Raw genomic sequence first — 21576 nt, forward strand, 5'->3', positions numbered from 1 at the left:
GATTCGAACCCCTGACCTTCTCATTGCGAACGAGACGCGCTACCAACTGCGCCATAGCCCCTTGCTGCCTTAGCAGCGTCATCCAGAGTAGCACCCGGCCCCCGGGCCTCTCCACCCAGTGGGGCCGACCAAAACGCCCCCGCCACGCCCGCCCGGTCGTAGTGGCCCAGCTCGGGTGCGCCGTTCACCCGTCGTACACCCGAGCGCCCTAGCCTGAGCGCCCGTGACCTCCTCCACACTCGAACGCCGCCTCGGTCTGCCCGACGCCGTCACGATCGGCGTCGGTTCCATGGTCGGCGCCGGAGTCTTCGCCGTCTTCGCCCCCGCCGCCCACGCCGCGGGTACCGGCCTGTTGCTCGGCCTCGTGCTGGCAGCGATCGTTGCCTTCTGCAATGCCACGAGTTCCGCCCAGCTCGCGGCCGTCTACCCGAAGGCCGGCGGCACCTATGTCTATGGACGCGAGGAGCTCGGCCCGTGGTGGGGCTTTGCCGCGGGCTGGTGTTTCGTGATCGGCAAGACCGCCTCGTGTGCCGCCATGGCGCTCACCTTTGCCGCCTACGTCTCACCGCATGGCTGGGTGCAGCGGCTGATCGCCGTCGCCGCCGTGCTGGCGCTCGCGTCCATCAACTACCGGGGCGTCACCCGCACCGCGCTCGCGACTCGCATCATCGTCGCCATCGTGCTGACCGTTCTGGCGGTTTTCGCGATCACCAACCTCGCCAGGGGCGGTGCGCACCAGCTGCCAGACCTGCACCTCACCGGCGACACCAGCGCCCTGGGCGTGCTGCAGGCCGCCGGATTGCTCTTCTTCGCCTTTGCCGGCTACGCCCGCATTGCCACCATGGGCGAGGAGGTCCGCGACCCCGAGCGCACCATCCCCAGCGCCATCATCATCGCCTTGGGCATCGCGCTGACCACCTTCGTGATTGTCGGCCTCACCCTGCTCGACCGCCTCGGCCCGGACGCCCTCGCAGGCAGCGCGCGTCCGGTCTTCGATGCCGCCAGCAGACTCGACCCGAGCGGCATCCTGCCCTGGGTGGTCACCGCTGCAGCAGCCCTGGCCTGCCTGGGGGCCCTGCTCAACCTGATGACTGGCATCGGACGCACCAGCCTGGCGATGGCCCGCGAACGCGACCTGCCCACCTGGCTGGCGGCCACCCACCCGAAGTTCAAGGTGCCGCATCGCGCCGAGGTGGTGCTGGCAGCAATCGTCTGCGTCCTCGTGCTCGCCGGGAGCCTGCGCGAGGTGATCAGCTTCTCCAGCTTCGGCGTGCTGCTGTACTACACCGTCGCCAACATCTCCGCGCTGCACCAGCGCGAGAACCGTCGCTACCCGAAGTTCCTGCAGGTGCTCGGGGTCATTCTGTGCCTCGCGCTGGTCGCCACCCTCACCTGGCGGGTGCTCGTCACCGGAGTGGTCGTGCTGGCCGTCGGGTTGGCGGGACGCGCCATGCTGCGCACGTCGAAGTGAGCGGTCACTCCCGGTCGGCGGAGATCCATCCCTTGCTGGTGAAGGTGAGGTTGCGCGACCCCTGGACGCGGTCGGCAACGGCGTCGAGTTGGGAGAGGTCATCCTCGTCCAGGCGAACAGCGACTGAGGCCGCGTTCTCGGCCACCCGCGCCGAGCGGCGCGTCCCCGGGATGGGCACCACACCCAGGCCGAACCGAGGACCTTGTGCCAGTAGCCACGCCAGTGCGATCTGGGCTGGAGTGGCCCCGTACCGAGCGGCGACCTCGCGAATCACGTCCACCGCCTGCTGGTTCGCGTCGAAATGCTCCACGAAGCGGGGCTCGCCCTTGAGCATGGTTGCGGCCACGGCGCCCCGATCGAGAGTTCCGGTGAGGAAACCGCGTCCCAGCGGCGAATAGGGCACGAAGCCGGCGCCAACCTCGGCGGCAGCCGGAACCACCTTGGCCTCGACATCGCGCGACCACAGGCTCCACTCGCTCTGCACCGCCGCGATCGGGTGGACCGATGCTGCAGCGCGCAACTCGTCCCCGGTGACCTCGGACAAGCCCAGGTGGCGAACCTTCCCTGCGGAGACCAGTTCAGCCATCGCCCCCACCGTCTCCTCGACGGGACGGTCCAACTCGCGACGATGCATGTAGTACAGGTCGATCGTCTCAACCCCCAGCCGGCGCAGGGAGGCGTCGCAGGCCTCGCGCACATAGGCGGCGTCACCCCGAGTGCCCGTGGACCCGTCAGGGCCGATGCGACCGGTGATGCCGAACTTCGTGGCGAGCTGAACCTCATCGCGCCGGTCCTTGAGGACGCGGGCCAGCAACTCCTCGTTCGTGCCTGCTGGCCCCGGGATGGGCTCGCCGTTGGCGTCGGTGTGTGGCTGGCCGTAGACATCCGCCGTGTCGAGGAAGGCGACGCCCAGGTCGATGGCCGCATGCAGGGTACGCACTGCCTCGTCCGGGTCGGTGGGGCCATAGACATGGCTCAGGGCCATGCAGCCGAAGCCGAGGGCGCTCACCGTGAAGCCCCGGCTGAGTTCGGTGCGGGGGAGAGGTTCAGGAAGCGGGTGCGTGGTCACAGAAGTCCTCCTTCTGGTCGAGGGTGCGGAGACGTTGCAGCGCGAGGACCCGGTGGTTGGTCACCGGCTCACCCGCGCAGTCCAGGCCAGCCGAGATCAGGTCCTCGTAGTGACGGATCTTCTCCTCCACCGCCACCAGATCGGCGGCGAGCTGCCGCTGCTGCTGCAGGATGCGATCTCTGTGGGCCTGGAGCAAGTGGCTGCGTCTGCCATGGGACTGGGCTCCAAGCCCCACCAGTTGGATGAACTCCCGGATCGCACCGATGGGCATGCCGGTGCGCTTCAGTCGCACCACCAGGTCCACGATCCGCACTGACGCCTCGTCGAAGGCGCGTCGGCCCGCAGAGTCACGGGGAAGGGCCGGGATCAGCCCCTCCTTCTCGTACCAGCGCAAGGTGTCCTTGCTCAACCCGGTTCGAGCCGAGACCTGCGCTATCCCCAGGGGTTGCTGCCTCGTCATGTCCCCGATGCTAGGAGTTGGAGCGCACTCCAGGTCAAGGCCCGGGGTCGGGTCAATCCAGCAGCTCGCCCAGGAGTCCGCGAACCCGTCCCTCGATGTCATCGGCGATGGTACGAACCTCATCAAGGCTGGCGCCGTGGGGGTCAGCCACCTTCCAGTCCTCCTGGCGCCGGCCGGGGATGACCGGGCAGGAGTCGCCGCAGCCCATAGTGACCACGACGTCGGCAGCCTGCAGCACGGATTCGGTGAGCGGCTTGGGGTAGGCCTCGGTGAGTTCAATGCCCCGTTCCGCCAGGACGCTGACCACGGCGGGGTTCAACTCGTCAACAGGCTGGGAGCCAGCCGAATGCACGCGAACGCGTCCCTCGGAGAAACGCTCGGCGAATGCTGCGGCCATCTGCGAGCGGCCCGCGTTCTGGACGCAGACGAAAACCAGTTCAGGCTTGCGGTAGTGCTCCTTGCCCTCGTTGCGGGCGCGGGCCAGCAGCTGCTCGCGGGCGAAGCGCTCCACGAGAACCGGCAGGTGGAGGGTGATGGTGCGGTTGGTCAGCAGCTTCGCGTGGGCGTCCCGGACGGTCTGGCGCACCTCGTCGTTGGTGAAGGTGCCGTCGAACTGGCGCCCCAGGTCCTCCACGATGCGCAGGTAGCGCTCGCTGTTGTCGGTGGGCTGGCCGGTGAACTCCATGGCCAACTCGAGGACCCGACGGTTGATGTCGTCGCGGACCAGCCGCATGCGTTCCATGCCCTCGATGCCACGCAGTGAGGGCTCATCGGTCTCCCACACCTCGATGGGGGCCGTCATGCCGTCAACAGGGGTGACCTCTGCCTCGGATCCGATCACGACGACTCGGTCAGCCTTGCGCAGCATCTCGTCGGTCAGCTGCTGAGGGGCGAACTCGGTCATCGAGCCACCGATCTCGGCGATCGCCTCGGCTGACTGCTGGTTGATCGTGCTGCCGGGCTGGATGCCGGCGGATTCGACGGTGACGCGGTCGCCGACAAGCTGCCGCATGAGGGCGGCGGCCATCTGGGACTTCCCTCCGTTCTTGACGCACACGAACAGGACGGTGGGTGACTGGGTGTTCATCGGGTGCTCCTGGTGTCGGGTGGGAGGGTCAACAGGTGGGGTAGGCGAATGGAGAGTTCGTCGAGGGCTGCCCTGAACGCCGATTCGTTGCCCCGGGGGACGGGGTCGGGGATCGACCAGTGCAGGCGGTGGGCGGACCTGGGCAGGGTCTCGTGGGCGTTGTCGCAGACGGCCACGAGCAGGTCGTCGCCCTGCAGCACCTCGTCAAGGTGGTGCGTTTGTGCGTCGAGCTCGAGGTCGTGCTTGTCAGCGAGGGCAACGGCTTGGGGGTGTGGTGCTTGCGCGGGCCGTGTCCCGGCATCGATGCACGGGAGCGACTGCTGGCGTCCGAGGGCGGCCGCGAGCTTGGACCGCGCCGAGTTCCTCGTGCAGACGAAGACGATGCGATTCGGCAGGTGGTGGGTCAGGCCGGCGGTGACCAGCTGGGTGGCCGCGGGATCGTGGTGGGAGAGCCGAAGGTAGCTTCGTCGGGCATCGTTCTCGCTGGTGCGCCGCTGCGCGATACCGGAGTCGACCAGGGCTGCCACGTGGTGGGCCACCAGACTGCTCGACAACTCGAACCGCTGGCCGATCTCGCCGGGGGCAAGATCCTCGCGCAGCAGCTGCTGGGCGATGGCCAGCCGAGTGGGCTCGCTCAGGACGCGGTGCAGGAGTGCCAGATCTCTCATGATTACCTCAATGCTCGTTGAGATAATCATGCGCCACGAATCTGCGACGCGCAAGGGTGCGGCGCATAGTGTGGCTGCATGGCAGACATGAACCTCGCCCTGGTCGGAAACTCCACGGCAGGCACCATCAGCGCCTTCGCTGTGGAGGATGATCGGCTCACTCTGCGTGCGACGTCAGAGGCCGGGGAGGGCTGCTCGACTTTCGCCATCGACCGCGAGCGTGACCTGGTCTACTGCGCCACCAAGAAGCCGAGCCCGGCGATCCTCACGCTGCGCCTCGACCGATCCACTGGCCAGCTGGCCGAAGTGGGACGCCGTGAGGTCGAGCACACCATGGCCTACCTGTGGCTGGCGCGCGAGGGAACGGTGCTGCTGGGTGCCAGCTACCACGGTGGCTGGGGATCCGCGTGGCCGGTGGTCGATGGCGTCCTCGGGAACCCGCCGTCGCGCATCGAGAACGCCAACCTGCACAGCGTCATCACCGATCGCGCGGGGGAGCACGCCTACTTTGCTTCATTGGGCGACGACCTGGTGGCCCAGGTGGCCTTGGCCGCCGACGCCAGTTTCGAGCCGCTCGATCCGCCGGTGGTGGAGGCCCCGGAGGGTGCCGGGCCGCGACACCTCGTGATCTCCGAGGACGAGCGCAATGTCTACCTGCTCACCGAGTTCACCGGCGAGGCGATCCGGTTCGCGCGCGACCTTGACACCGGCACCCTGACGATGCAGGAACGCGTCCCGGGGCATGCCACCCATCGTGAGCTCACGGTCAGCCGCTATGGGGCTGACCCGAAGGCAGAGCACCTGATCTGGGGAGCAGACCTGCACCTGGTCGACGGCGGACAGCTGCTGGTCTGCTCGGAGCGCACCGAAAGCACCCTGACGACTGTCTCCGTGGGTCCCGAGGGGGGGTTGGGTGGGGTGCTGGCCGACTCGGACACCGAATCCCAGCCCCGCGGCTTCGCCGTCACCCCCGACGGACGCCACCTGCTGGTGGCCGGAGAGGCGTCCGGGGCGGTGGGGCTGTACCAGCTCGTTGACGACGGCAGCTGGACGCTCATCGACCGTGCCGAGTCGGGTGCCGGCGCGAACTGGGTCCGCTTCGTGTGACCTGGACGAACCTGTTGTGTGCAGATGAACCGACTGCAGTCGGTGCAACTCCACGAAGCAGGTTCAAGCAGCAACTCTCAGCGGCGTTCGGCGCGTTCGGCCAGGCGGTCGACCGAGGCCTGCAGCATCTCCGGAGTGGTGCGCAGCGCACGCTTGATGCGGCGTCGCTGTGTCTCGTCGAGACCGCGCCAGTCGTAGGTCTGGGTGACCAGGGTGCCACCCTCGACCGGCTCGAGCTCCCAGCGCCACAGGTGGCCAGCACGGGGGGCGCCGACGTCGCCGGGCATCCAGGCGATCAGCCGACCTTCCTCGAACTCCACCACGTGGTTCTCGCGCAGTGACCCGTCATGGGTGAGTTCCATCAGGAAAGCTTCACCCACACCGCGGACTCGTCCCGAGTCGTGGGCTGCACGGAGGTTGTCGTTGCCGTCCCAGGTGGGCTGCTGGTTCGGGTCGGCGATCAGCTCGAAGATCGTCCCCGGCGCGGCCTTCACCACGCGGCTGGCGCGGACCACGCGCTGTTCACAGGGAGGCAGGTCCACCATGGCGTCACCCGTGGCGGCGGTGGAGCACCACCTGGGCGGCTCCGGCCAGGGTCAGCAGGATTCCAGTCGCCAACAGGCCCCAGAGCAGCGGCTGCGGTGTGCTGGTGGAGGTCACGACCTCCAGCGGTGTCTCGGGCCCCAGGGCGCCGTTTGCCTCGCCATAAGGCTTGCTGACGAGGGAGAACGGGATTTTCACGTCTGCAGGAGTTTCGCTGCGCACCCCGATGACGATCGTATAGGTCCCCTGGTACGCCGCATTGTCTGAGCGCTTCTTGATGCTGGCGATCGGGAGGTTGATCGGGATGCTGGAGGGGCTGGTCAGGTCGACATCCTCGGACTCTTGCTGTGAGCCGCCGGGGCCGAGCAGAACCACGAAGCCACGCACCTTGTTCTTCTCCACCTCCGGCATGATGCTCGGTGGCACATCCGGGAAATTGACGTGGACCTTCAGGCCCTCGCCCCATTTGATGGCGGTCTTGTAGGTGGTGATGGCGCCGTTGGCCACCTCCGAATTGATGGTCTGCCCGCTCACGTCCACCGCGTCAGACATCCAGGTGCCACCGGCCTTGGCCACAGTCGCCCCGAAGGCGAGGGGCTCATCGTCCGTCGACTCCGGCGGGTCGGGGAAGCTCTCCGGATCGACGTGCGGGGCCTTGAAGAGCCGCAGGCGCAAGTCCAGCCATCCGGAGCTGTTCTTGGAGTTTCGCTTGACGGTGGCGATGAGCCGCTTGGAGTTCAGGCATTCTTCGTCGTCGGTGTCGGACACGGCAGCGGCGCTGAGCAGCAGTGCTTTGCTGTAGCTCGCCGACTCATCGGAGTCCGTCCCGCAGCTGTGGCCCGTGGGAGTCTTCAACTCCACGGTGATGCCGTCCTCTGAGCCATTCGCGATCAAGGTGTTCACCGCGATCTGGACCGACTCCTTGTCGGCCTCGCGCTCGATGGAGTAACTCCGCACACCGTCGTCGGTGTTGGTGGCACCGAGGTTGTCCCAGCTGTCGCCGCTCTGCAGGACCGGAGCTTCGGAGGAGGAGCTGGTGCCCTTGACGCGGGGGCCCAGGACCTCCTTCTCGTCGTCGCCGTCGCCCGAACAGCCTCCCAGCAGCAGTAGGGCTCCGGCCACAGCTGCCGCGAGGGGACGCCTCCATCCGGGCACCAGCGGTCGAGTCATGCGCCTCATCCTAGACGGAATCGCGGTCCAGTCCCGGTTCATCAGGGAGCAGGAAAAGCGCGATGGCCTCGAAAGATGGCAGTATGGGCTCGATGGGTGAAGTGTTTGCGGGTCGCTATGAGCTCGTCGACCCGCTGGCCAGCGGGGGTGGCGGCGTCATCTGGCGTGTCTGGGACCAGCGCCAGAAGGAGTATCGCGCTGGCAAGGTCCTCAAGCAGTCCCACTCTGATTCATTGCTCCGCTTCATGCGTGAGACCAGCTGGCGAGTTGAGCACCGCAATGTGATCACTCCGCTGGGCTGGGTCGGTGAGGATGACAAGGTCATGTTCACCATGCCCCTGATCCGTGGTGGTTCGCTTGCCCAGATCATCAAGGAGGAGGGCGCGCTGCCGCCGGCCTGGGCGGTGAGCATCACCAGGCAGTTGCTGGACGCCCTCACGGCCGTGCACGACCAGGGGCTCGTGCATCGCGACATCAAGCCGGCCAACATCCTGCTGGAGCCGACCGCCACCTCCATCGGCGGTGAGCCCTTCATCTACCTGTCGGACTTCGGCATCGCCGCGCCGATCGGCGACCCACGGATGACCCGTGCGTCCGAAGTGATTGGCACACCCGGCTACATGTCCCCCGAGGCGCAGTACGGCGCCGACCCGATGCCGCAGCAGGACATCTATGCCGTCGGCGTGGTCCTGCTCGAGATGCTGACCGGACGCCGCCCTCCCTCCGAGGGGGTGCCGACCATCCCGCCAGCGGCGGCCGCGTTGCCGATGGGCCAGTACATTGCCCAGCTGCTCGACGAGGAGACCCGCCGTCCCCAGACAGCGCGCGAGGCCCGTGAGAAGTTGCTCGCCACCCCGTTGCCGCCCTCCGCTCCCCGACCGATCGTCATTCCCGACCGCATCCCGGATTGGCCCGAGGGCTGGACTGATGCCGGACCCGACCTCTACGCCAACCGCACCACGGTGCGTTCGGACGTCATCCCGCTGGGCGCGACGGCCTCAACCCTGCCCGCAGGCCAGCAGTTCCCGATGCAGCCGACCGCCGGCCAGAACCAGCATCGCCCCGCCCCGGGCTGGGGGGAGAACAGCCCCAGCACCGGACGGTCTGCGTCCCAAGCGCTGCACGCACAGAGCCCGGGCACGATGTACCCGCCGACCCAGGGCCCCGGCGGCACGTTGGTGTTGCCGCCGCCGCCACCGGGGATGCCGCGAGGTGGGCACTTCGGTCAGCCATCGCGCCCCCAGCAGTTCGTCGGGGGGATCGCTGCCCAGCCGAACGGCGGCGTCCTGACCAGGATCGGCGCCTGGCCTGCCTGGTCGGGCTGGGGGCTGGTCCTGGTGGGCTTGGCGTGCATCGCGATAGCCCTGCTGCTGATGGGCGGTTGAGCTTCAGCGCTGCTGCAGAGAGGCCGCCTCGGTGAGGACAGCCTCCACCAACTCGTGGTCGTCGACCAGTTCGGGTTCCACGAAGCCCACGACCTTCTGGGCAGCTTCCGCCAGCTCACCTGCTGCCATCGCGATGACCTCGTCCTGACGTGCATCCTTGACCGGCGCTCCCAGACCGCGCAGGTGCAGCAACCAGGCCGCGATCGCGACCACTGCAGCCTTCGGCATCTCGCCCCGGGCGCGCCAGGTGCGCACGGTGGGGGCGATGCGCACCGGCAGCTTGAGTGAGCCGTCGGCAGCGATCTGGGCAAGCAGGTGGCGGATGTTCGGGTTTTCGAAACGCTCCTGCAGTGCGTGGGCGTAGTCCTTCCACCCGATCTGCAACCCCTGCCCGGCCTCGGACCACCACTGCTGCACCCAGCTGCGCAGGAGCGGATTGTTGATGCCCTCAGCGACTGTTTCGCACCCCAGGATGGGCCCGGCATAGGCCATCAGGGAGTGCGCTCCGTTGAGCAGCCACAGCTTGCGCTGCTCGTAGGGCTCGACCTCATCGACCAGCAGTGCGCCAGCGGCCTCCCACTGCGGACGCCCGGCGGGGAACTCGCCGGAAATGACCCATTCGGAGAACGGCTCGGTGGGGACGGGGGCGGCATCGCGGTAACCCTGGGCCTGCTCGACGAGTACGATCTCCTCCTCAGTGGTGGCCGGGGTGATCCGGTCGACCATGCAGGTGGCCCAGGAGACGTTCTGCTCCAGCCACGGCACCAGGGTGGGGTCGACCGCCTGGGCGGCCTCGCGCACCACCCGGCCGAAGGCAGCACCGTTGTCGGGCAGGTTGTCGCAGGGAAGCACCGTCAACGCGCCGGCACCAGCCGCGCGTCGGGCCAGGAGGCCGGCGACGATCCGAGCCGGGGGAGTGGTGACGTCACGGTCGGCCAGCTCGCCCTCGCCATCACGCAGGGTCGCCAGGTCTGCCGCGATCGCCGGGTCCTCGGTGTCCAGCGAGCCGTCGGGGCGGCGGTAGTAGGCGGCCTCGGTGACCGTCGAGGTGACGATCGCCAGCTCCGGGGACGCGAAGTACCCCAGAAGCGCCGCGCTGTCGTGCGCCGGGTGGACCCGCACCACCGAGGAGATGAGCTCCAGGGCATCGCCATCGGCGCCCCGGGTGATCAGGGTGTACAGGCCGTCCTGGGGGGTGAGCAGGTCCGACATGGTGGGGCGACGGCCGGTGAAGGCGGCGATGCCCCAGTCCTGGGCGTCCGGGGCGTGCTCGGTGTACCAGGCCTGGTGGGCCCGGGTGAAGTTGCCGAGCCCGAGGTGGACGATACGAACGGGGGCTGCGGGGCGTCCGAAATCGGCACGGGTCAGGGCGGTCACAGCTTGAACACCTCCTTGGGCTGGGTGATGGTGAGGTCGACGATGGTGTCGAGCGCCTCGTCCATGGCGAGGCGGTGCTCGGCCACCAGACTGGCCAGGAAGGCCGCGTCGACCCGTCGGGAGACATCGTGGCGGGCAGGGATGGAGCAGAAGGCACGGGTGTCATCGATGAACCCGGACGTCTTGGCGAAACCGGCATAACCGGTGACCGAACGGCGGAAACGCATGATCGCGTCGGCCTCGTCGATGAACCACCACGGGGCGCCGACGAACATGCCGCGATACCAGCCAGCCAGCGGCGCGAGCTCACGGGAAAAGACGGTCTCGTCCATGGTGAAGACGACCAGGTGGAATCCTTCGGCGTTGCCATAGGCCGACAGCAGGGGCTGCAGCGCTCGGGTGAACTCCACCGCCTGGGGCACGTCGCCCCCCACATCGGCGCCGAAGCGCTCGAAGGTGGCCCGGTCGTGGTTGCGGTGGACGGCGGGGTGCAGGGTCATCACCAGCCCGTCCTCGACCGCCAGGCGGGCCTGGTCATTGAGCATGTGGCGTCGCAGCGCGTCAGCATCGGCGCTGGCAATGGTTCCGGCCATGGCCTGGGTGAACAGCTCCTCCGCGCGCACGTCGGAGAGCCGCTCGGTGCCGGCATCGGCATGGGAGTGGTCGGTGGAGACCGCGCCGTTGTCCTTGAAGAACTGGCGGCGGGTGCGCATCGCCTCGAGGTGGGAGGCATAGTCGACGATGTCAACATCAGTGGCCCGGGCCAGATCGGCAGTGAGCTGGCGCCAGGCGGGGCGGGCGGGTTCCAGGTAGGCGTCGGGTCGGAAGGTCGGCATCACGCGTCCCTGCCAGGTCGGGTCGGCGGCGAGTTTCTGGTGCGCGGACAGGTCGGAGCAGGGGTCATCGGTGGTGGCGATGGCCTCGATGCCGAAGCGTTCGTAGAGGGCGCGGGGCCGGAACTCGTCACGCTCCAGGCAGTCCGCGATCTGGTCATAGATCTCATCGGCGGTCTCCGCGGAGGGCCGCACCCGGACGCCGAAGACATCGTGGAACTCCGATTCGAACCAGAACTGGACCGGGGTGCCGCGCAGAACCTTCCAGTTCTCGCAGAGTGCGCGAAAGCCCGCCCGCGACTGTTCCTCACCCATCGGGCTACCGACCGGGACGCCCAGCTCGGCCAGGTCCACCCCGGCCGCGGAGTGCAGCATCCGGTTGGTGTAGTGGTCGGGGGTGAGCAGCAGGCTGGTCGGGTCGGAGAACGGTTCGTTGTCCGCGAGCCATTCGGCCGGGACGTGGCCATGCGGGGAGATGATCGGGAGCCCCGCCACAGACCGGTACAGCTCGCGCGCGATCTCGCGGACAGCGGGCTCTGCCGGCAGCAGCCGGTCAGGATGCGGGGAGAGGGGGGCCGCTGGCATGGAATTACCTTTCGTTGGGAATGACTGGTGGCTGTGCGGTGGCAGGTCCGGAGGACTCCCGTGGGATGAGACCCATGGGCACCACGATCGTTTCGGGGATGGAGGAGCTGCGATGGCGCAGCTGGTGGAGCAGGGCCTTCGCAGCGCGTGCCCCGATCAGGCTGGGCTGGGGTGAGACCGTGGTCAGGGTGGGGCTGGTCAGCACCGAGGAGATCGAGTTGTCCACGCCGACCACCGAGACGTCCTCGGGGATGCGCAGGCCCATGGCCTGTACGGCCTTCATGAAACCGATCGCCATGATGTCGTTGAAGGCGATGACGCCGGTGGTCGGGTGCGCTCGCCACTGCTCGGCCGCCTGCACGCCACCCTGCACCGAGGGCGCTCCCGGACCGGTGCGACGCAGGGGGATGCTCAGCTCGTGGCAGGCGTCCGCGGCCGCCCGCCAGCGCACGCCATTGGCCCAGGAGGCCTCCGGGCCCGGGAGGTAGGTGAGGCGGCTGTGGCCGAGTTCGGCGAGGTGCTCGACCGCCCGCCGCATGCCGCGTCCGGAATCGGGAATCACGGAGGGGACGCCGGTGACGACGCGATTGGTCGCGACCACCGGCACGATCTTCACCACCTGGTTGATCGCCGAATCGGTGAGCCGGGAGGCCGACAGCGCGAGACCGTCCACCAGCGGCAGGATGGACTGGATCTGGTCGTACTCGGCCTGCCCGTCCTCCTGGGTGTCCAGGAGCAGGACGGTGTAGCCCGCCTCGCTGGCCTCCTGCTGGAAGCCCCGCATGATGTGGGCGTAGACCGGGTTGGTGATGTCGGCCACCACCAGCGCCAGAGAATGCTTCGTCACGCCGATCTCCGGGGCGATGACCGGCTTGCTGCGGTAGCCCAGCCGGGCGGCGGTCTCGCGGATCAGCGCCGAGGTCTGGGTATTGACCCGCCCGGGGCGGGAGAAGGTGCGCGACACCGTCGAGGGCGAGACTCCGGCGGCCTCCGCCACGTCGTAGATGGTCACCTGCTTGCGCCGCTTCGGTGCGGTCATGACCCCTGGCCCCCGTCGGTGGTGGGCCAGGGCGCCCCGGGACGCAACCCCGCCGCCCAGGCGGCAGCATTCGCACGGGCCAGGGCGTAGCGCTGTGGCTGGGACTGTGCGGTGGCGACAGCGGCGACGTCGACGAACTCGGGGGTCGCCTGCTGGATTCGGGCCCCGTCGCCGGAGACCTTGATGCGGACCCGGTGACCGTCGAGGTCGACCGGCACCCAGGCCCTGTCCAGGACGTGGCGGTGTGCGGGCTGGGCGATGCGGACCCCAATGGTGGACGTGTGCTCGACCATCGCGCGGGCCACGGCCTCGGCGGTGGCCGGGGCGACGAGCGCGGTGACGGTGTGGGCGGGGCGACCCTTCTTCATGATGATCGGGGTCAGCCAGGCGTCGACGGCGCCGGCCTGCAGCAGGCGATCGAGGACGTCGGGCCAGAGCCGCGGGTCGAGGTCGTCCACATTGGCCGAGACCTCTGCGACCTCGTGGGGGCCGGGGGCCGTGGCTTCTGCGGCGGGTGGGGTGCCGAGGACCACCCGGACCACCCCGGGGCGGTCCTGGCGGAGGCGGCTCCCGGCGCCGGTGCCGATCGATTCGACGGTGAGCGGGGGGAGCGCCTCGACGGTGTCGCACAGGGCGCGGATGAGGGCCATGCCGGTGGGGGTGGTGAGCTCGCCGGCCTCCGGTGGGCCGCCGGACTCGACCTGCCAGCCGCGGGCCAGTTCGATCACGGCCGGTGGAGGCACGGACAGCACCCCGTGCTGGGTGGTGATGGTACCGGTGCCGACGGCGACCACAGAACTGGAGCCCCGGCCGACTCCGAGCGTCCGGGCGGCCTCGGCGACACCCACAATGTCGCCGATGGAGTCGAGGGCGCCGACCTCGTGGAAGTGGACTGCCTCGACGCTGGTGCCGTGCGCGGCAGCCTCGGCCTGGGCGATGGCGGTGAAGGCCGTGAGAGCCAGTGCGCTGGTCACCTCCGGGACGCCCTCGGCGTGCAGCAACTCGGCCACGTCGCTGAGGTGGCGAGTCGGCGGATGGGGCTCGTCGGCGATCACGTCGACCTTGAGGGCACGAAAGGGTCCGCGCATCACCTGACGGGTCTGGAGGTGGAGGGCTCCGGGAGCGACCAGCTCGAGGACAGCCGCCACCGACCCCGCGTCGGCGCCGGCGTCGATGAGCGCGGCGAGCAGCATGTCGCCGGCAGCGCCCTGCGAGGCGTCGATCCACAGGTGGCGGTCGGTGGGCCGGTCGGGGGCAATGGAGGTAGGTGTGATGCGTTCGCCGAGGGGGACCTGCTGGCCGTCGGCGGTGGTGAAGGAGTGGGCCGCCGGGTCATGCATGGTGGCTCCTGGGGGCCGCGATCTGGGCGGCGAGGTGGCCGGCACCGTAGCCGTTGTCGATGTTGACCACGCCCACCCCGGGGGCGCAGGAATTGAGCATGGACAGGAGTGCCGAGACGCCCTCGAAGGCGGCGCCGTAGCCCACTGACGTGGGGACCGCGACCAACGGGCAGCTGACCAGACCGGCGACGACGGGCACCAGGGCGGCGTCCATGCCGGCGACCACGACGATGACCTCGGCGCTGCGCAGGTCCTCGACCCGGGACAGGATGCGGTGCAGCCCGGCCACGCCGACATCGACGATCTCGGTGACCTCCCGACCCAGGTAGCGGGCAGTGTGGGCCGCCTCGCGGGCCACCGGCAGGTCGGAGGTGCCCGCGCAGACGACGGTCACCCGGCCACCGGTGGTCGTGGGCGGCTCGGCGGGCCAGGCCGCGAGGCCGGCGGTGTGATCGATGAAGGGGGAGTCGAGCTCCTGGCCGAGGGCGTCCAACTGCTGGGCGGAGGCGCGGGTGAACAAGACGGTGCCCAGCGGGCTGTCGGCGTCCCTGGCCTTGTCAGCCCAGGCATGGGCGATGGCACGGACCTGCTCGACGGACTTGCCGGGGCAGAAGACGGCTTCGGGGTAGCCGCGGCGCTGGAAGCGGTCGAAGTCGAGGGTGAACATCACTGCGCCTCCGGCTGGCGGGACAGGAGGGAGAGGGTGAAGGTCCCGGACTGGATGCCGGCCAGGTCGAGGGTGGCGTGGTCGAATCCGGCGGCGCGGACCCGCTGGAGCAATTCCTGACGGCGGGTCGCGTCGCTGAGGAGGGCGAACTCGTCGATCGGCACCTCGATGCGCGCGATCGAGCCATGGTGGCGGACGCGGCAGTCGGAGAAACCGGCGTCCAGCACGGCGTCCTCAGCCAGGTCGATGGCGTGGAGCTTGTCGGCGGTCACCTCCTGGCCATGCGGGATGCGGCTGGCCAGGCAGGGGGCGGCAGGCTTGAGGGCGCTGGCCAGGCCCAGCGCGGAGGCGATGGCGCGCACCTGGGCCTTGCTGGCTCCGGCGGCGGCCAGGGGATGCAGTACCCGGTGCTCGGCGGCAGCCCGACTTCCGGGCCGGTCGGGGCGCTGGCGGTCATCAGCATTCTCGCCGTAGGCGATGGCGTCGAGCCCAAACTCCCGGACGACGCGGGTGCCAAGGATGGTGAAGAGCTCGTCCTTGCAGTGGTAGCAGCGGTCCACCGGGTTCCTGGCATAGGAGGGATTGGACAGCTCGTCGGTGGCGACCTCCATCAGCGGCAGGCCGAGCTGGTCGGCCTGCCGGTGGGCAAGGCGCCGCTCACGCCGGGCCAGTGACGGGGAGACCCCCAGCAGCAGCACGGTGTTCTGCGCCCCGATTGCGCGCGAGACCAGGGCAGCGAGCACCGTCGAATCGACTCCACCGGAGTAGGCCACACCCACCCGCCCGGCTCCGGCGTCCACCAGGTCACGCGCGACGGCGTCGGCGATGGCCTGGAGTTCGCTGGGGAGCGGGGTGTCGACTTCGATCTGCTGCATGGGATGTCCTGTCAGTTGCCCTGCTGCTCGCGCATCCTCATTGAACCTGTGGATACCGTGCCACAGTCTGGGTTGCCGTGAGTTGCATTCGCCGGGATCGTTCCCGAAGTCCCGGCCCTGCCTTCATCCCCGCCGGTCACCGGCGGCGCTCAGGCTGGCAGGCGTCCCCGTTGGTCGTCGGTGCGGTGCAGCAGCTCACCCGCATTCGGGACCACCAGCGTGTCCGGGTCGTCCATCAGGGCGGCGATGTCGACCTCAGCGGGGTCGAGGTAGCGCAGGTTGATCTTCTCGACGACCTCGCGGGGGATGCCGGTGGCCAGGGTGACGGTGACGCGATGGGTCTCCTCCCCGGTCTGCGGGTCGTAGTCGCCGAGCCCGCGCAGGTGCGTTGAGTGGGCGAGCTCGCCCCAGGGATGGTCCTTGAAGCGATCCCACTGGCCGACGAAGTACTGCCGGTTGTGGTAGCCGATCTCCTCGATCCCCGGGTGCATGACCGAGACCTGGGTGATGTGGGGGGCGTAGATGATGAGCTCGCCTCCGTCAGCAACGACGGGTTCGAGCTTGTAGAAGCCCTTGGCGCCGGTCCACATGTCCTCATACATCGGGGGGATCATCGAGAGGACGCGCTTGTAGGGGCCGGGCACGTACTTCACGTGGACCTGGCTCGAGACCTCCGCGCAGGCCTCCCAGGAGGAGCGGGTGTCACCGAAGGACAGGAACTCCAGGTCGTTGGTCCCCGGCTTCACGATCATGCCCAGCAGCAGCTTGGTGGAGGGGATCAGTTCGGCAGCAGCGTCGATCATCTGCCGCACGGGCGTGATGCCGACCGAGCCGATCATCTCGTAGCTGGTGATCAGGGCTCCCACCCAGTGGGACATGTCGATCACGTCGTGCCCGGACAGACCGGGGAAGAAGTACTTGTTGCCCCCCGAGATGCCGACCACCTCATGGGGGAGCACCGGCCCCAGCACCAGCGAGATGTCGGTGTCCACGACCAGGGAGTTCACCAGCACCGTCATCGGGCGGTCGGTCAGCCGACCCTCGGTGAGTTCGGCGATGCGTTCGGCAGGGATGGTGCCCAGGTTGGTGAAGGTTGTCTCATTTCGCCAGTCATGGTTGGTGATGGTCCACCCGGGGTAGGTCTCCTCGAATCGACCGGGCTGGCAGCCCATCAGCTTGGCGATCGCCTCGTCGTCCATGTAGTCGTGGGTGCCCAGCGCGATCACCACGCGGACGCCCACAGGGCGGCTCCCGAGGGCTTCGTGGATGAGCTTGGCGACCTGCGCCACGGGGGCGTGGCGGGTCCCGTCGGGGACGACCAGGGTCACCCGCCTGCCGTCGAAGTCATAGCCGCCGAGCTGGTCGAGGACGAACTCGCGGATCTGGCCTTCGGTCAGGGTCTGGTTCGGTCCGCCGACGGAGGCGGCGTCCTCGAGCCCCGGGTAGAGGGTGGTCATGCCGATGAAGGTACCCTCCGCCGACCTCTGGGCGTCTCGGATGCAGCCGGTTGCCATGGATTGCAGCGGTGCTCGTCCGCCGCCCCAGCCCCCGCCCCTCGCCGCCCCAGCCCCCGCCGCCCCCTTCAGCGTTTGCACGCTTCTCATGCCCCTGCCTGCGACATATCGCGGGCAGGAACATGAATGACGTGCAAACGCGGGAAGGCGGGCGGGGAGAACGTCAGCGTTGGACGCGGGCGTTGCCCTCCCAGATCGACCAGACCTGGGCCTCGTCGGCGGGGGCGGCGTAGTCGTGCAGCGAGGTGGCGGCCAGCGCACCGGTCGCCCAGCCGAACTGCATGCACTGCTCGGTCGTCCAGCCGCGCAGCAGGCCGTAGAGGACGCCGCCGATGCTGCCGTCCCCACCGCCGATGCGGTCGAGGACGTCGATTTCGCGTAGCGGAGCGACGTTGAAGTCGCCCTCGCCCCACAGGATCATGCCCCAGCGGTGCTGGTTGGCCGAGACCACCTCACGCAGGGAGGTGCCGATGTAGTGGGTCTGGGGGAAGGCCTCGCGGATGCGTCCGATCATCTCCTTGAAGAGCTCGGTCTCCTCCTCGATGCTCTTGCCACCGGCCTCGGGGCCCTGGATGCCCAGGCAGAGCTGGAAGTCCTCCTCGTTGCCGTAGAGGATGTCGCAGAGTTCGGCGATGTCGTGGAAGGCCTGGCGCAGCTCCTCCTCGCGTCCCTGCCAGAAGGACTTGCGGTAGTTGAGGTCGAAGCTGATCACGGTGCCGTGCTCGCGGGCCGTGCGGGCCAGTTCGACGCAGAAGGTCGAGGTCTTCGGTGACAGCGCCGCCACCAGCCCCGACAGGTGCAGGATCTTCACACCCTCCTCGCCGAAGAGGAGCTCCAGGTCGTAGTCGGCGATGTCCAGGTCGAGGCCGACCTCACCGCTGCGGTCGTTCCAGACGCGCGGAGCCCGACCGCCGTAGCCGGAGTCGGCGATGTTGAACTGGTGGCGATTGCCCCAGGCATCCCCTTGGGGAACATCCGGTCCCTCGTAGTCCATGCCACGGGCGCGCAGGTCGGCCTTGATGAAGGCCGAGATGGGGGAGTCCTCCACGAAGCGGGTCAACACCTTGACCGGCAGACCCAGGTGGGAAGGGATGGAGGCCACATTCGACTCCGCCGACGTGGCCTGCATCAGGTAACGGTTCGAGGTGTGCACCGGCTGCCGGTTCTCCGGGGTGATCCGCACCCCCATGGACGTCGGAACCACCAGTGCCCACCGGGCATCGTCACGAAGCTTCATCGGGCTGCGACCTCCTTGCGTCCCCCGAGCGTCGATCTGGGCTCAGTCCTCATCACGGTACATGCCGGGCGCATCCAGCACGAGGTTGGTACCCCCGGCGGCATCGGACAACTCGTGGGGGGCCAACCAGTGGGCGAGGTGGTAGACCGCGATGGTGACGATCGTCCCAAGCGCGATGCCGCCCAGGGTGAAGTCCTTGGAGAACGTCAGCGACACATTGCCGATGCCGATGATGATCCCTGCGGCAGCCGGCACCAGGTTGACCGGGTTGCCGAAGTCGACGTTGTTCTCCTTCCAGATCTTGGCGCCGAGCAGGCCGATCATGCCGTAGAGCACGACGGTGATCCCGCCCAGCACTCCGCCGGGGGTGGCCGAGACGATGGCGCCGAACTTGGGGGAGAGCCCGAACAGGATTGCCACCACCGCGGCGACCACATAGGCGGCCGTTGAATAGACCCGGGTTGCCGCCATGACGCCGATGTTCTCCGCATAGGTGGTGGTCGGCCCGGCGCCCGCCAGTGAGGCGATGGTCGAGGTGGCGCCGTCGGCGGCGATGGCGGTGCCCATCTGCTGGTCCAGGTTGTGGCCGGTCATCTCCGCAACGGCCTTGACGTGCCCGGTGTTCTCGGCGATCAGCGCGATCACCACCGGGAGCGCCAACAGGATGAACGCGGGGTGGAAAGCAGGCCAGTGGAAGCCGACCACATTGGTCCTGGCGCCCAGCGCCCAGGTGTCCAGGTTGGTCACCGGCGGCAGCCCGAACCAGTCGGCTTGGCGGACGCCGCTCCAGTCGACGCGGTAGCCGGTCTGGGTCTGACCGTGGACGGTCGTGGTCAGCGGCCCGAGGACCCGGTCGAGCACCGCACTGAACAGGTAGCCCAGGACCAGCGACAGGAAGATCGCGATGCGTCCCAGAAAGCCGCGCAGGGCGACCGACAGGATCACGACCACCACCATCACGATCAGCGCGGTCCACTGGTCACGGGGCCAGTACTCCGCAGCAACGACGGGGGCCAGGTTGAAACCGATCAACATCACCACCGCCCCGGTCACCACCGGCGGCAGCGCGCGATGGATCACCTGCGCCCCCGCGAAGTGGATCACCAGGCCGACCATGAACAGGGCCAGCCCGACGCAGAGCAGGGCGCCGGTGAGGTCATTGGGCTTGCCACCATGGGCGTAGATCGTGGTCGCCACGCCCACGAAGGACGCCGAGGAACCCAGGTAGCTGGGAATCCTGTTCCGCGTGGCCGCCAGGAAGGCGAGGGTCGCCAAACCGCTCATCATCACCGCGAGCTGCGGGTTCAGCCCCATCAGCAGAGGGAAGACGAAGGTGGCGCCGAACATGGCCACCACATGCTGGGCGCCCAGGCCGATGGTCTTGCCCCACCCCAGTCGTTCATCAGGGGCGACGACTGCGCCCGGCTCGAGGGTCCCGTTGTTGTGGAGCTTCCAGATCACGCCCTGAATTGAACCAGATGGCTCCGGATGATCAGATCCAGGACCCGAACCACATCCGCAGCTGCCACTGCTTGCGGGTGATCAGCTGGTCGGTGTAGATCGGGAAGAAGAAGGCGAAGTTCAACGCCACTGCGCCGACCAGGCTGGAGGCGATCCACGAGTTTCGCTTTCGGTGCGGGTCCCCGGCCGATCCGATCAGCTTGCCCAGACACAACGCCAGACAGATGGTGGTGAAGGGGATGATGCAGATCGCGTAGAAGAAGAACAGCGGCCGCTCGGTGTACTGGAACCAGGGCAGGTACATCGCCAGTGCTGCGGTGGCGGGGAGCCCGAAGCGCCAGTCGCGCTCGGCCACCCAGTAGATGAGCCCCGCGATCAGGGCCGCCAGGCAGAGCCACCACAGGATCGGCGTCCCCAGCCCGGAGATCACGCGCAGGCAGGTGTCGTTGACCGCCTCGCAGCCCTGCTCGCCCGGCTTGATGCCATTCTGGGCATCAATGCCGATGGGGCGCGCCATGATCAGCCACCCAGCCGGGTGCGCCTCGTAGGTGTGCTTGGCGTTGTTGATGAAGTCACCGGTGTGGAACTGGTAGACCTCGCGGTGGTACTGCAGCCAGGACCCCAGCCAGTTCGGCAGGGTGGACAGCACCGAGCCGGCATTGTCCGGGTTCACGGCCCACTGCCGGTCCCAGCCTCCGGCGGTGCGGAACCAACCGATCCAGCTGGCCATGTAGACCGGGACCGCCAGGATGACCATCCACAGGAAGGCGGGCAGGCCGTCACCCAGCAGCGCCCACCAGGACTTGCGGCGGGCACCGGCCAGGCGCCTGGCCGAGACATCCCACAGTACGGTCAGCACCCCCAACGCGGCCAGGGCGTAGATCGAGTTCCACTTCACAGCGGTCGCGCAGCCGAACATCACTCCGGCGACGATGCGCCAGGGACGCACCCACAGGCTCGGCCCGTACCGTCCCCCCAGGTCGGCCTGGTCGGTGGCGATCAGGTGGTCGGCCAGCTTGTGGCGGAACCAGTCGCGGTCGGCGGCGATCGCCGCCACGGCGGCCACCAGGAAGGTTGCCTGGAAGATGTCGAGCAGACCGATGCGGCTCATCACGAACTGCAGCCCGTCGAAGCAGAGCAGGATGCCGGCGATCGCACCGACCATCGTGGAACGGCCCAGGCGTCGCGCCAGCCGGATCACCAGCAGGATCATCAGCGAGCCGAAGACCGCCGAGGGCACCCGCCAACCCCACGAGTTCATGCCGAATAGCCATTCCCCGGAGGCGATGAGCCATTTGCCCAGCGGCGGATGCACCACGTAGGCCGAGCAGATGCCGTCGATGGCATTGCTGCGTCCACAGGGTGGTTGCTTGAACAGCGCGGTGGTCTGCCCGGCAGCGAGCAGGTCATTGGACTTCTCGACCAGGTCGTACTCGAACCCCTTGTGCAGCAGGCCCCAGGCGTCCTTGGGGTAGTAGGTCTCGTCGAAGACGACCTTCTTGGGGAAGTCGAGGTGCCACAGGCGCAGGCCGAAGGCGAACAGGGTGATGGCCAGGGTGACAACCCAGCTGGTCAGACGATCCCTCGGTGGCCCGTCCTGGAGGCGTTCAATCGTGCTCTGGAGGGTGTGGCGGGGGACCAGCGGTTGGCCGACCGGTAGCGGCTGCAGCGACTCGGCCTCGACGTCA

19 protein-coding genes are annotated in these 21576 nt (G+C 68.5%); 3 read left to right on the forward strand and 16 right to left on the reverse strand.

All coding sequences use genetic code 11. The annotated features are described in order from the left end of the window. Positions 1 to 223: 223 nt before the first annotated feature. A complete protein-coding gene (locus M3G03_RS11025; RefSeq protein ID WP_259809876.1) occupies positions 224 to 1471 on the forward strand; it encodes an APC family permease in 1248 nt (415 codons plus the stop codon). 4 nt (positions 1472 to 1475) lie between these two features. On the opposite strand, the gene M3G03_RS11030 is transcribed toward M3G03_RS11025, so the two are convergent. The 4 genes from M3G03_RS11030 to M3G03_RS11045 are packed head-to-tail and all read right to left on the reverse strand — an operon-like array spanning position 1476 to position 4755. Beyond that, positions 1476 to 2540 (reverse strand): aldo/keto reductase, encoded by a 1065-nt coding sequence (locus tag M3G03_RS11030; RefSeq protein WP_259809878.1) that lies wholly within the window; start codon positions 2538 to 2540, stop codon positions 1476 to 1478. Next, positions 2518 to 3000, reverse strand: coding sequence for a MerR family transcriptional regulator (locus M3G03_RS11035; protein ID WP_259809879.1), 483 nt, complete (start codon positions 2998 to 3000; stop codon positions 2518 to 2520). Before M3G03_RS11035 ends, M3G03_RS11030 begins: the two co-directional genes overlap by 23 nt. A 52-nt stretch (positions 3001 to 3052) precedes the next feature. Next, positions 3053 to 4087 (reverse strand): low molecular weight phosphatase family protein, encoded by a 1035-nt coding sequence (locus M3G03_RS11040; protein WP_259809880.1) that lies wholly within the window; start codon positions 4085 to 4087, stop codon positions 3053 to 3055. Beyond that, the gene (locus M3G03_RS11045; protein ID WP_259809882.1) at positions 4084 to 4755 is read right to left on the reverse strand and encodes an ArsR family transcriptional regulator; all 672 of its coding nucleotides are present in this window, start codon (positions 4753 to 4755) and stop codon (positions 4084 to 4086) included. The genes M3G03_RS11040 and M3G03_RS11045 overlap by 4 nt, the downstream gene beginning before the upstream one ends. A gap of 78 nt (positions 4756 to 4833) precedes the next feature. Between M3G03_RS11045 and M3G03_RS11050 the strand changes: the two genes are divergently transcribed. Continuing rightward, on the forward strand, positions 4834 to 5862 hold the full coding sequence (locus M3G03_RS11050) for a lactonase family protein (protein ID WP_259809884.1): 1029 nt from the start codon (positions 4834 to 4836) through the stop codon (positions 5860 to 5862). 77 nt (positions 5863 to 5939) lie between these two features. Here M3G03_RS11050 and M3G03_RS11055 read toward each other — a convergent pair whose 3' ends face one another. Both M3G03_RS11055 and M3G03_RS11060 read right to left on the reverse strand, forming a co-directional pair. Beyond that, positions 5940 to 6407 carry an SRPBCC family protein gene (locus M3G03_RS11055; RefSeq protein WP_259809885.1) on the reverse strand — a complete coding sequence of 156 codons (468 nt, stop codon included), beginning with the start codon at positions 6405 to 6407 and terminating at the stop codon, positions 5940 to 5942. Between the two features lie 4 nt (positions 6408 to 6411). Then, positions 6412 to 7575, reverse strand: coding sequence for a hypothetical protein (locus M3G03_RS11060; RefSeq protein ID WP_259809887.1), 1164 nt, complete (start codon positions 7573 to 7575; stop codon positions 6412 to 6414). A gap of 92 nt (positions 7576 to 7667) precedes the next feature. Between M3G03_RS11060 and M3G03_RS11065 the strand changes: the two genes are divergently transcribed. Then, positions 7668 to 8960 (forward strand): serine/threonine-protein kinase, encoded by a 1293-nt coding sequence (locus tag M3G03_RS11065; RefSeq protein WP_259809888.1) that lies wholly within the window; start codon positions 7668 to 7670, stop codon positions 8958 to 8960. A gap of 3 nt (positions 8961 to 8963) precedes the next feature. Here the strand turns inward: M3G03_RS11065 and M3G03_RS11070 are convergent, their stop codons facing one another. The 10 genes from M3G03_RS11070 to M3G03_RS11115 all read right to left on the reverse strand — a co-directional run bounded on the left by M3G03_RS11070 (position 8964) and on the right by M3G03_RS11115 (position 21500). Continuing rightward, a complete protein-coding gene (locus tag M3G03_RS11070; RefSeq protein WP_259809889.1) occupies positions 8964 to 10337 on the reverse strand; it encodes a mannitol dehydrogenase family protein in 1374 nt (457 codons plus the stop codon). Continuing rightward, on the reverse strand, positions 10334 to 11755 hold the full coding sequence (gene uxaC, locus M3G03_RS11075) for a glucuronate isomerase (RefSeq protein ID WP_259809891.1): 1422 nt from the start codon (positions 11753 to 11755) through the stop codon (positions 10334 to 10336). The genes M3G03_RS11070 and uxaC overlap by 4 nt, the downstream gene beginning before the upstream one ends. A 4-nt stretch (positions 11756 to 11759) precedes the next feature. After that, positions 11760 to 12794: a LacI family DNA-binding transcriptional regulator gene (locus M3G03_RS11080; protein WP_259809894.1), complete on the reverse strand. Its 1035-nt coding sequence runs from the start codon at positions 12792 to 12794 to the stop codon at positions 11760 to 11762. Further along, positions 12791 to 14134: a nickel pincer cofactor biosynthesis protein LarC gene (gene larC / locus M3G03_RS11085; protein ID WP_259809896.1), complete on the reverse strand. Its 1344-nt coding sequence runs from the start codon at positions 14132 to 14134 to the stop codon at positions 12791 to 12793. Before larC ends, M3G03_RS11080 begins: the two co-directional genes overlap by 4 nt. Continuing rightward, positions 14127 to 14801: a nickel pincer cofactor biosynthesis protein LarB gene (larB, locus tag M3G03_RS11090; RefSeq protein WP_259809897.1), complete on the reverse strand. Its 675-nt coding sequence runs from the start codon at positions 14799 to 14801 to the stop codon at positions 14127 to 14129. The genes larC and larB overlap by 8 nt, the downstream gene beginning before the upstream one ends. Next, entirely contained in the window at positions 14801 to 15676 is an 876-nt protein-coding gene (gene larE / locus M3G03_RS11095) for an ATP-dependent sacrificial sulfur transferase LarE (protein ID WP_259809899.1), read from the reverse strand. Before larE ends, larB begins: the two co-directional genes overlap by 1 nt. 149 nt (positions 15677 to 15825) lie before the next feature. Continuing rightward, a complete protein-coding gene (locus M3G03_RS11100) occupies positions 15826 to 17133 on the reverse strand; it encodes a lactate racemase domain-containing protein (protein WP_259809900.1) in 1308 nt (435 codons plus the stop codon). A 220-nt stretch (positions 17134 to 17353) separates the two neighbouring features. Then, on the reverse strand, positions 17354 to 18427 hold the full coding sequence (locus M3G03_RS11105; protein WP_259809901.1) for a sugar kinase: 1074 nt from the start codon (positions 18425 to 18427) through the stop codon (positions 17354 to 17356). 42 nt (positions 18428 to 18469) lie between these two features. Further along, entirely contained in the window at positions 18470 to 19888 is a 1419-nt protein-coding gene (locus M3G03_RS11110; protein WP_259809902.1) for a uracil-xanthine permease family protein, read from the reverse strand. A 31-nt stretch (positions 19889 to 19919) separates the two neighbouring features. Beyond that, complete coding sequence (locus M3G03_RS11115; RefSeq protein ID WP_259810000.1) at positions 19920 to 21500, reverse strand: dolichyl-phosphate-mannose--protein mannosyltransferase; 1581 nt, start codon at positions 21498 to 21500, stop codon at positions 19920 to 19922. Between the last annotated feature and the right edge of the window lie 76 nt (positions 21501 to 21576).

It is taken from the genome of Aestuariimicrobium sp. p3-SID1156, assembly GCF_025144225.1.
In the GTDB taxonomy this organism is placed as follows: domain Bacteria; phylum Actinomycetota; class Actinomycetes; order Propionibacteriales; family Propionibacteriaceae; genus Aestuariimicrobium.

What these genes read in the sequence shown, in the direction of transcription:
- M3G03_RS11035 (WP_259809879.1), bottom strand. Translation starts at nt 3,000, where the DNA reads ATGACGAGGCAGCAACCCCTGGGGATAGCGCAGGTCTCGGCTCGAACC.
- M3G03_RS11040 (WP_259809880.1), bottom strand. Translation starts at nt 4,087, where the DNA reads ATGAACACCCAGTCACCCACCGTCCTGTTCGTGTGCGTCAAGAACGGA.
- M3G03_RS11045 (WP_259809882.1), bottom strand. Translation starts at nt 4,755, where the DNA reads ATGAGAGATCTGGCACTCCTGCACCGCGTCCTGAGCGAGCCCACTCGG.
- M3G03_RS11050 (WP_259809884.1), top strand. Translation starts at nt 4,834, where the DNA reads ATGGCAGACATGAACCTCGCCCTGGTCGGAAACTCCACGGCAGGCACC.
- M3G03_RS11055 (WP_259809885.1), bottom strand. Translation starts at nt 6,407, where the DNA reads ATGGTGGACCTGCCTCCCTGTGAACAGCGCGTGGTCCGCGCCAGCCGC.
- M3G03_RS11060 (WP_259809887.1), bottom strand. Translation starts at nt 7,575, where the DNA reads ATGACTCGACCGCTGGTGCCCGGATGGAGGCGTCCCCTCGCGGCAGCT.
- M3G03_RS11065 (WP_259809888.1), top strand. Translation starts at nt 7,668, where the DNA reads ATGGGTGAAGTGTTTGCGGGTCGCTATGAGCTCGTCGACCCGCTGGCC.
- uxaC (WP_259809891.1), bottom strand. Translation starts at nt 11,755, where the DNA reads ATGCCAGCGGCCCCCCTCTCCCCGCATCCTGACCGGCTGCTGCCGGCA.
- M3G03_RS11080 (WP_259809894.1), bottom strand. Translation starts at nt 12,794, where the DNA reads ATGACCGCACCGAAGCGGCGCAAGCAGGTGACCATCTACGACGTGGCG.
- larC (WP_259809896.1), bottom strand. Translation starts at nt 14,134, where the DNA reads ATGCATGACCCGGCGGCCCACTCCTTCACCACCGCCGACGGCCAGCAG.
- larB (WP_259809897.1), bottom strand. Translation starts at nt 14,801, where the DNA reads ATGTTCACCCTCGACTTCGACCGCTTCCAGCGCCGCGGCTACCCCGAA.
- larE (WP_259809899.1), bottom strand. Translation starts at nt 15,676, where the DNA reads ATGCAGCAGATCGAAGTCGACACCCCGCTCCCCAGCGAACTCCAGGCC.
- M3G03_RS11100 (WP_259809900.1), bottom strand. Translation starts at nt 17,133, where the DNA reads ATGACCACCCTCTACCCGGGGCTCGAGGACGCCGCCTCCGTCGGCGGA.
- M3G03_RS11105 (WP_259809901.1), bottom strand. Translation starts at nt 18,427, where the DNA reads ATGAAGCTTCGTGACGATGCCCGGTGGGCACTGGTGGTTCCGACGTCC.